At 39.3% G+C, this 9073-nt stretch carries 6 protein-coding genes and 2 pseudogenes; 6 read left to right on the forward strand and 2 right to left on the reverse strand.

The genetic code is table 11. The features are described from left to right. The first annotated feature begins 488 nt into the window (after positions 1–488). The 6 genes from FTU36_RS04750 to FTU36_RS04775 all read left to right on the forward strand — a co-directional run bounded on the left by FTU36_RS04750 (position 489) and on the right by FTU36_RS04775 (position 7698). Positions 489–1241, forward strand: a complete 753-nt coding sequence (locus FTU36_RS04750; protein ID WP_078192067.1) for an electron transfer flavoprotein subunit beta/FixA family protein — start codon at positions 489–491, stop codon at positions 1239–1241. Between the two features lie 18 nt (positions 1242–1259). Beyond that, a complete protein-coding gene (locus FTU36_RS04755) occupies positions 1260–2192 on the forward strand; it encodes an FAD-binding protein (protein ID WP_111883923.1) in 933 nt (310 codons plus the stop codon). 584 nt (positions 2193–2776) lie between these two features. Continuing rightward, positions 2777–3220: a hypothetical protein gene (locus FTU36_RS04760; RefSeq protein WP_257224786.1), complete on the forward strand. Its 444-nt coding sequence runs from the start codon at positions 2777–2779 to the stop codon at positions 3218–3220. 290 nt (positions 3221–3510) lie between these two features. Continuing rightward, entirely contained in the window at positions 3511–6495 is a 2985-nt protein-coding gene (gene gyrA, locus FTU36_RS04765) for a DNA gyrase subunit A (protein WP_180116896.1), read from the forward strand. A 91-nt stretch (positions 6496–6586) separates the two neighbouring features. Further along, entirely contained in the window at positions 6587–7057 is a 471-nt protein-coding gene (locus FTU36_RS04770; protein ID WP_162689711.1) for a hypothetical protein, read from the forward strand. A gap of 197 nt (positions 7058–7254) precedes the next feature. Further along, positions 7255–7698, forward strand: coding sequence for a DUF3887 domain-containing protein (locus FTU36_RS04775; protein ID WP_180116897.1), 444 nt, complete (start codon positions 7255–7257; stop codon positions 7696–7698). Between the two features lie 66 nt (positions 7699–7764). On the opposite strand, the pseudogene gltP reads toward FTU36_RS04775, so the two are convergent. Both gltP and FTU36_RS04785 read right to left on the reverse strand, forming a co-directional pair. Beyond that, a pseudogene (gltP, locus tag FTU36_RS04780) lies at positions 7765–8949 on the reverse strand (glutamate/aspartate:proton symporter GltP); the annotation flags it as partial. Positions 8950–8983: 34 nt separating this feature from the next. After that, a pseudogene (locus FTU36_RS04785) lies at positions 8984–9073 on the reverse strand (IS5/IS1182 family transposase); the annotation flags it as partial.

Here is a 9073-nt window from a genome sequence, read left to right on the forward strand (position 1 = left end):
ACCTTCGCGAAAGCGGAGGTTTTTTTATCTGTGCTGAATATTGACAGATATTAAGAACAAGAAAGAGAGAAAAACCCACCAATTAGCTTCGGAAAAGTGAAATTAGCGCTAAATTCATTATGCTTCTATCTTAAATGACAAGTTTAGATATGTTGCCGAATGTGTAGAGGGAAAGCTCTATTTCAGAAAGATTGATCGAAAATTGATATTAAATCAGATCTTTTGATGAGCTAAATCAAGTAAAAAAATAATAAAAATCAATGCTTAAAAAATAACTGAATAATGCGTTTTTTTGGATAACTGAAGCATTCTTTAAAAAATGTGAACGATAAGTTCAAGGAAATTACGCTTTTTTACAGGTCTTTCGATAATTGTGACTTGACCGAAATGCCGTACACATTGCAAGATAGGGCACCTAAAAAATTTAAAGTGAAGAGTTAATATAACTTTTCTCAACATTTACATTTGCTAAAACAGCCGAGGATTACATGAAGGCTCTTGTTGCTGTAAAACGTGTGGTTGATGCCAACGTTAAAGTTCGCGTTAAGCCGGACAACAGTGGTGTTGACTTAACGAACGTTAAAATGTCAATTAACCCATTCTGTGAAATCGCAGTGGAAGAAGCGGTTCGTTTAAAAGAAAAAGGAACTGTTTCAGAAATCGTTGTTGTTTCTATTGGTCCTAAAGAAGCTCAAGAACAAATCCGTTCTTCTATGGCGCTTGGTGCAGACCGCGGTATCCTTGTTGAAGCTGACGACAGCCAGTTAGGTGCACTTGAAGTTGCAAAAATCCTAAAAGGTGTTGTAGACGCTGAACAACCTCAATTGATCCTTCTTGGTAAACAAGCAATTGATGACGACTCTAACCAAGTTGGTCAGATGCTTGGTGCGCTTTTAGGTGCTGGCCAAGGTACTTTCGCTTCAGAAGTTAAAGTTGAAGGCGACAAAGTACAAGTGACTCGTGAAATCGATGGTGGTTTACAAACTGTTGAACTTGCACTTCCAGCAATTATTACAACTGACTTACGTTTGAATGAACCACGTTATGCTGCTCTTCCAAACATTATGAAAGCGCGTAAAAAGCCGCTTGATACTAAGTCACCTGCTGATTATGGCGTTTCACCTGCGACTAAGCTTAAAACTGTTAAAGTTGAAGCTCCAGCAGAACGTAAAGCGGGCGTACAAGTGAAGTCTGTAGACGAGCTTGTAGATAAATTGAAAAACGAAGCGAAAGTGATCTAATACAGAAGGATAAAAATCATGAGTATTTTAGTTATCGCTGAGCACGACAACAAAGCACTAAATGGTGCAACTCTTAACGTTGTTGCTGCAGCGCAAAAAATCGGTGGTGATATCACTGTATTAGTAGCTGGTTCAGGCGCTCAAGCAGTTGCAGACCAAGCAGCTAAAGTTGCGGGTGTAAGCAAAGTATTACTTGCTGACGACGCTGCTTATGCTAATCAATTGGCTGAAAACGTTGCTAAATTAGTTGCTTCTATCGGTGCGGGTTACACTCACATCCTTGCTGCTTCTACGACAACGGGCAAAAACGTACTTCCACGTGCTGCTGCGCTACTTGACGTAAGCATGATCACTGACATCATTGCTGTTGAAGGTCCTAAAACTTTCAAACGTCCAATCTATGCAGGCAACGCGATTGCAACTGTAGAGTCTGGCGAGTCTGTTGTAGTTGCGACTGTTCGTGGTACTGCATTTGATGCTGTTGCAAGCGAAGGCGGCTCTGCTGCAGTTGAAGCTGTTGCATCTACTGGTGATGCTGGTATTTCTAAGTTCGTTTCTGAAGAAATCGTGAAATCTGAACGTCCAGAATTAACAGCTGCGCGTATAGTTGTTTCAGGCGGTCGTGGTGTTGGTTCAGGTGAAAACTATCACACTGTACTTGATCCATTAGCGGACAAGCTTGGTGCTGCGCAAGGCGCATCTCGTGCTGCTGTTGATGCTGGTTTCGTACCAAACGATATGCAAGTGGGTCAAACAGGTAAAATCGTTGCTCCTGACTTGTACATCGCTGTAGGTATCTCAGGTGCGATTCAGCACTTGGCAGGTATGAAGGAATCTAAAGTGATCGTTGCGATCAACAAAGACGAAGAAGCGCCAATTAACTCAGTAGCTGACTACTGGTTAGTGGGTGACTTGAACACTGTAGTTCCAGAATTAGTATCTAAAATCTAATTTCTGAACGCAGTTCAAAACGCTCCTAAGCTTATGGTTTAGGGGCGTTTTTTTTGTGTGGAATGAATGCCGTTGTAGATATTCTTGATCATGCTTAATGGGATGAGGGATTCTTAATTTAGTACTTCAAAATTCATCCGAGGTATTTTCTTATTATCAGTCTTAGACACTACTGTAGCGTAAGCTAAACGTATGTTGAAACTTAAATGGTAAGTAAGCAGGAGCAATCGCTTGGTAATAGGATGGAAATTAATAAATTATAAAAAATACAAAGATTTAAAAAGAAAAAAATCAAGATCTATTCTTCAAGCTTAAATCTAAAACTTAATGCAAGCTTAAAGAATTGTATGTTTTGTTGAGATGGCTTTTTATTGAACTTGCCCTTTAGGCGGAGTCTCCCTTTGAAATTTGATTTTCAGTTACCAGTCAGTGTATTGGTGCTGATGATCTACTTTTTCCTGTTTTACAAAGTATCTCTTTTCCTTTATTTGATGGAATGACTGTTACAGCAGTTGAATCGGTCCAAGCATTGTTATTGCTTTTTTTTTGCGATTTTTACTTTTTTTTATATTCGACCACTTGAAATGCAAGATGGAAAGAAACAATTTTGGTTGTGGGCTGTTGCGTGGTGGTGGTTGCTATTTGGTCGTAGCATTAGCTGGGGGCGTGATTATTTCCCAGATGTGCCTAAACCGTATTTTCGTTTAATTTCGGTATTCATGATTGCACCTGTCGTCTTTATGCTGTTTTCGCCGTATTTACGCCAAGAAATCGTACGTAAGCTAAAAACCTTGGCGTTGCCAATTTGGCCATTGGGCTTGGTGATATTGGGCTTACTTATTTCTGATGCAGTTGAGCATAGTCGAAGTCTCAGTTTTTTATTTTTGTACGATTTGGCTTACAAGGATTTCATCGAAGAAGTTTATGAATTTCCGCTTATTTTAGGTTTGTTTTTAACAGCATACCCATGGATGCAGCAGGATCATGTACCTCAAGAATTAGAGGTCATGCAATATCATAAAGAGTGATTTTTATCACATTTATGCGCCTAAATTTGAAGCTTCGAAAAGATTTTTTTTGAACATTAAATAACCTCTATTCGTAGAGGTTTTTTTCACAGTAAATAAAATCAAAATGCTTAAATTAAATACAAAAAATCATGGTTCTAGTGCAAGATGATTGGCACAAAAATCAGGGTTTTTATGCTATACTGTCCGACTTGATTTTTGATATTGGTTCAGTGTTTTTTGAACTAATTTTTACAGATTTACGATATATAAATGCGGGCAGAATTCTGCTTGTATAACAAGGAGTATGCATGAGCGTATCGGAAATTAGACCGATTGCCATTGAGGATGAACTGAAGAGCTCATATCTCGATTATGCAATGAGCGTGATTGTGTCACGTGCGTTGCCAGATGTCCGAGATGGTCTCAAACCTGTTCACCGTCGTGTGCTTTTTGCAATGCACGAATTGGGCAATGACTACAACAAAGCTTACAAAAAGTCTGCCCGTGTAGTCGGTGACGTCATCGGTAAATATCACCCACATGGTGACTTAGCTGTATACGAAACCATTGTTCGTATGGCTCAAGATTTCAGCTTACGCTATCAATTGGTTGATGGTCAGGGTAACTTCGGTTCTGTCGATGGTGACAGTGCAGCAGCAATGCGTTATACCGAAGTTCGTATGCGTAAATTGACCCACGAACTTTTAGCGGATCTTGAGAAAGATACCGTAGAGTGGGAAGACAACTACGACGGTTCTGAACGTATTCCACAAGTCATGCCGACACGTGTGCCAAACTTGTTGATTAACGGTGTAGCTGGTATTGCTGTAGGTATGGCAACCAACATGGCTCCGCATAACATGACAGAAGTCATTAATGCATGTCTTGCTTATGCCAACGATCCGCACATTAGCATTGAAGGGTTAATGGAACACATTTCTGGTCCAGATTTCCCTACAGGCGGCATCATTTACGGTAAATCAGGCATTGTCGATGCGTACCGTACTGGTAAAGGCCGTTTGCATATCCGTGGTAAATATCACATTGAAGAAGACCAAAAATCGGGCCGTAGCACGATTGTCTTCACTGAAATTCCTTATCAAGTTAACAAAGCAAAAACCATTGAACGTATTGCTGAGTTGGTCAAAGAGAAAAAACTTGAAGGTATTTCTGAACTTCGTGATGAATCAGATAAAGAAGGGATGCGTATTGCAATTGACTTGAAGCGTGGTGAAAACGCTGAAGTGATTGTAAATAACTTATTCCAAAATACCCAATTAGAAAATTCATTCAGTATTAACATGGTCTGCCTCGATAATGGTCAGCCTAAGTTAATGAACTTGAAAGATATTATTGCAGCGTTTATCCGTCACCGTCAGGAAGTGGTTACACGCCGTACTATGTTCGAATTGCGTAAGGCACGTGAACGTGGACATATCTTAGAAGGTTTGACGGTTGCACTCGCAAATATCGATGCGATCATTGAAACCATCAAAACATCTGCAAACCCAAGCGAAGCGCGCGAACGTTTACAAGCGGGCGAGTGGGCAGGCGGTGGTGTTGTTGCCTTGCTTGAAAAAGCAGGCGCGGTATCTGTCCGTCCAGATGAAATTGAAGGCGAAGATCCAGCACGTCCATTTGGTTTAACAGGTGATATTTATCGTCTGTCTCCAACCCAAGTAGGTGCGATCTTAGAACTTCGTTTACATCGCTTAACCGGTCTAGAACAAGACAAGTTACAAGCTGAATATACAGAAATTCTTGGTCAAATTGCTGAATATACTGCAATTTTGAACGATTTCAACTTGTTGATGAACGTGATTAAAGAAGAATTGGCTTTAATCCTTCAACAATATGGCGATGCACGTCGTACCGATATCGTGGAATCACGTATCGACTTCTCTCGTGAAGATTTAATCCCTGAAGAGCAAATGGTACTAACTGTTTCTAAATCAGGCTATGCAAAAACTCAACCATTGTCAGACTATGCTGCACAGCGTCGTGGCGGACGTGGTAAGTCTGCAACTTCAATGAAAGAAGACGATTACATCCAACATTTGATCGTGACTTCAAACCACGCAACAGTGCTTTGCTTTACCAATGTAGGTAAAGTTTATCGTCTGAAAGTCTATGAAGTGCCTCAAGCATCTCGTGGTGCGAAAGGTCGTCCGATGGTGAACTTATTGCCATTAGATGAAAACGAAACCATCACCGCTATTTTACCAGTGGTCGATGCGCCGAAGAAATTTAAAGAACGTTTGGCTGACTTTAAAGTATTTGTAAAAGCCAATAGTGCACAGTTACAAACCAATGAAGTGATTAATAGTCATTTTGCGGGCTTAGAAGCTGCACTTGCTGAGACTGAAGACGGTGCAGATGATTTATCTGACGCACTTCGTATTCAGTTGAAACAATTGGGTCTAGAGTTATCTACCACTGATCTTGATGATGAAATCATCAATGACTTTGCACAGCAAGCAGAAGCCGTTCGTAAAAACTTCTACGTATTTATGGCAACAGAATACGGTACGATTAAACGTGTTGAGTTAGAACAATTCTCGAATGTTCGTTCTAACGGTCTACGTGCGATTGAACTCAATGGTGATGACACCTTAATTGGTGTTGCTATTACTGATGGCGAACAACAAATCATGTTGTTCTCAAACGAAGGTAAAGCCATTCGTTTTGCAGAAACTGACGTGCGTTCAATGGGCCGTTCTGCCAAAGGTGTCCGTGGTATGCGCGTGACCATTGGTGCGGCAGCTCAAGCTGAAGACGCTGAGGATGCGGATGTCGAGTCGGATGATGACGATACCTCTGATTCAGCTCTCATTAGCCGTATAGTGTCATTGGTGGTTGTTCCGGAAACCGGTGAAGTACTTTGTGCTTCAGCTAATGGTTATGGTAAACGTACACCAGTAGATGATTTCCCAACCAAGAAACGTGGCGGTAAAGGTGTTATTGCAATCAAAACATCTGAACGTAACGGCGAACTTGTTGGTGCGGTAGCGATTGATGCGTCTAAAGAGCTAATGTTAATTTCAGATGGTGGTACGTTGGTTCGTACACGTGCGTCTGAAGTGGCACAAACAGGTCGTAATGCTCAAGGTGTTCGTCTGATCCGTTTAGGTGAAAGCGAAATCTTAGTCGGTGTTGTGGCGATCGAAGCAGTTGAAGAAGACGAAACTTTTGAAGAAGTGGAAGCAATCGAAACTGAGCAACTTGTAGATGACTCAACGATTATTGATCAAAATGACAATGAATCAGATCTCAATGAGCCTGAAGAAGACTAATTGAAGATTGAGAAAAGAGGGCGCTACGGCGTCCTTTTTGATAGATGAATAGTATTAACAAAAATTTATATAAACAAGAATAGTGACTTAAATGTATTTCAAAAAATTAATTAGAACCAAAGGAATAGTCATTTGTTTTGCATTAATGGGATGTAGTGAGCCGACGTCTGTAGAGTTTAATGAAGGTATAAAAAAAGAATCATCTATTCCTTATAAGCTGACACCTTTGCAACTTAAACACATTGAGCAATTGTATGTTGCTATACGTGATAAAGATTTAGATCAAATCCAGAAAATAACAGATGAGAAGTTTTATCAGGCTTTGTTGGAAGATCCAACATTATTACCAGAAATATCTTCATATATTCCATATTTTGAAAAAGTTTTAGATTATAAAATGTTGGAATATAAAAGTATTAAAAATAGTGTGCATGGTGAACTAATTGAAGCAAACCTTAAGTATGAATACGAGCAGCAAACTGTATTTTACACCGTATTATTTAAACAAGATGATCCTTTGGCTAAAATTATCGGTAGTCATCTAAAGTTGGTACTTAAATAAACCCTTAGAATTTTCAGTGGTACTTTATTTAAATACATAAAAAGTGAAGCTCATTTACCTTGCGTAAGTGAACAGAGTTTAATTTAATGTACTGTCAACAAGTTGGAAAGAGAAAAGTTAAAGAGATATCTTAATTTTAATATCAACTTTGAAGTTTTATATATACTCAAAAGCTTAAATTAGGAATAAGTGTGGTTATGAAGGCAAATTTTTTGTTACTAGGTTGTGTCATAGCGTTGTCAGGTTGTGACCAAATTGGCCAAAAAGCATTAAATGCAATACCAGACCCAAGTGTTGAACAGACTGAAGTTGCCCAAGCTGCCTATGATCAATTACGTGAAGGCAATTTTGAAAAGTTGTATACCTACTTTGAACCAGAACTCAAAGCCAAGTTTGAACAGAATGAAAAAGAGCTGCGTAAATTTGCACGAGGTATTCCGAAACAAGATTACTCACGCAAAAATATAGTAGCAAAGCACATTGAAAAATCGACTGAAAAGCCGTCTTTATATACGGTCACTTATGAGTACGGTTATACCAATAAAAACCTTGTACAGTATGATGTAAGTTTTGATAAGCCGGCAGGAAGTAACAAAATTCGAGATTTTAATATTTCAGTTTTTGGTGAAAAAAATAAATAAAATTTGGTGAAAAATAAAACAAAGCTGTAAAAAAGGACGCCGAAGCGTCCTTTTTATGGCATAAAATTAAGCGGCATCTTTTAGATTAGCGGCATAATTTTTTTGTTTTTCAGTATCAAATTGGCCTTCCCATTTACTGATCACCAGTACCGCAAGTGCGTTACCAATTACATTCAGTACAGTACGTGCCATATCTAAAATACGGTCAATACCTGCAATGAATGCCAGACCTTCAAGAGGAATACCGACACTGCCGAGAGTCGCCAGCAAGACCACGAAAGAAACGCCTGGTACACCTGCAATCCCTTTAGAGGTAATCATCAAGGTCAGTACCAGAATCACTTGTTGGGTGATTGTCAGATCAATCCCGTAAAGCTGAGCAATAAAGATAGCCGCAATACTTTGATATAGGGTCGAACCATCGAGGTTAAATGAATAGCCAATTGGAATTACGAAACTGGTAATCGGTTTCGGAGCACCATAAGCTTCCATTTTTTCCATAATACGGGGGAGGACAGTTTCAGAACTTGCAGTTGAATAGGCGAGAATCAATTCATCTTTTAGAATCTTGATAATGGCCCAAACACTGAAGCCACAGAATTTAGCAACTGCACCTAATACAATGAAAATAAAGAAGAAGATTGCACCATAAACTAAAACTGCGAGTTTAAGCAGTGGCACAAGTGAGCTGAAGCCGAAATTCGCAACAGTTGCAGCAATCAAGCCGAATACACCAATAGGTGCAAACATCATGATCATGTGCGTAACTTTAAACATCGTTTCAGAAACAGCGGTCAACACTTTAATTAAAGGTTGTTTTACTTCCTGATCAAGCGCACCTAAACCTACACCAAACATCACAGAGAAAAAGATGATTGGGAGCATTTGACCACTAGTCAAAGCTGCAAAAAAGTTAGATGGAATAAGTGAAAGTATTGTTTGAATCAAACCATGAGAATGTTCACTGACTTCATGTGTTGTTTCTTGATACTTTGAAATATCGACTTGCGTTAATGCAGACATATCAATGCCGGCACCAGGTTGGAATACGTTGGCTGCAACTAAACCGACTAAAATAGCAACGGTGGTAATGATTTCAAAATAAATAATTGTTTTGAAACCTAGTTTACCTAAGTTACTACCGTGACTTGTATTGGCAATACCTAAAATAAGCATCGACACAACAAGCGGAATAACGATCATCTTAATGAGGTTAATAAAAATTGAACCTAAAGGCGTCAAAAAGTTATTAGGGTGTGTTGACATTTACAGCCGATAAATTGAGCTAAAGAGGCAACCATATAAATATACAAGCTAAAGCAACAGCGCTTTGATAGTTACGTTTTAGCTTATCGTATCTTGTGGCAATTCCTCT

The sequence above is a fragment of the Acinetobacter sp. YH12096 genome (genome assembly GCF_013419215.1).
In the GTDB taxonomy this organism is placed as follows: domain Bacteria; phylum Pseudomonadota; class Gammaproteobacteria; order Pseudomonadales; family Moraxellaceae; genus Acinetobacter; species Acinetobacter amyesii.